Source organism: Pseudoalteromonas sp. S1608, assembly GCF_005887265.1.
Lineage (GTDB): Bacteria > Pseudomonadota > Gammaproteobacteria > Enterobacterales > Alteromonadaceae > Pseudoalteromonas > Pseudoalteromonas undina.
The window spans coordinates 1-368 of sequence record NZ_PNDK01000109.1 but is presented as its reverse complement, the minus strand read 5'-3'; the positions used below and the strand labels follow the sequence as shown (position 1 = coordinate 368).

At 37.5% G+C, this 368-nt stretch carries 1 protein-coding gene; it reads right to left on the bottom strand.

Annotated features, from left to right (window positions below):
• Positions 1-121: 121 nt before the first annotated feature.
• Positions 122-368, bottom strand: a 247-nt coding sequence (locus CWB75_RS18890; RefSeq protein WP_249362350.1) for an EAL domain-containing protein, incomplete at its 5' end; no start/stop codon positions are given.

The following is a 368-nucleotide window of genomic DNA, read 5'->3' as shown; positions in this document are numbered from 1 at the left end:
TCTGTCAGCGGGTTTTCTGTAAAGTCCAGTCGTAGGTGCTGTGGCTTGATCTTCGCTTTTTCAAGTATAGCGCCCAGACGCGGGCAGATATTAGCCTTTAAAATATGTTTTGGTGATACCTTTAACGAAAAATAAAACAGTGGGTTAATGCTGTAATTGCAGGTTGCAATGCTTGCACTGTAAGCATATTAATTAAGCCAGTTTCTTCTGTTTCCGGTCTAAATAAAGCCGGAGAGATTTGTTTTCCTTGGTTTTCCCAGCGCATCAATAATTCAACACGACTTATTGTTTTATGTTTTGTATTAACTACTGTCTGGTATTTGTTAAAAAACTGATTATGTTTTGCTGCGTATGATAAGTCTTTTTCA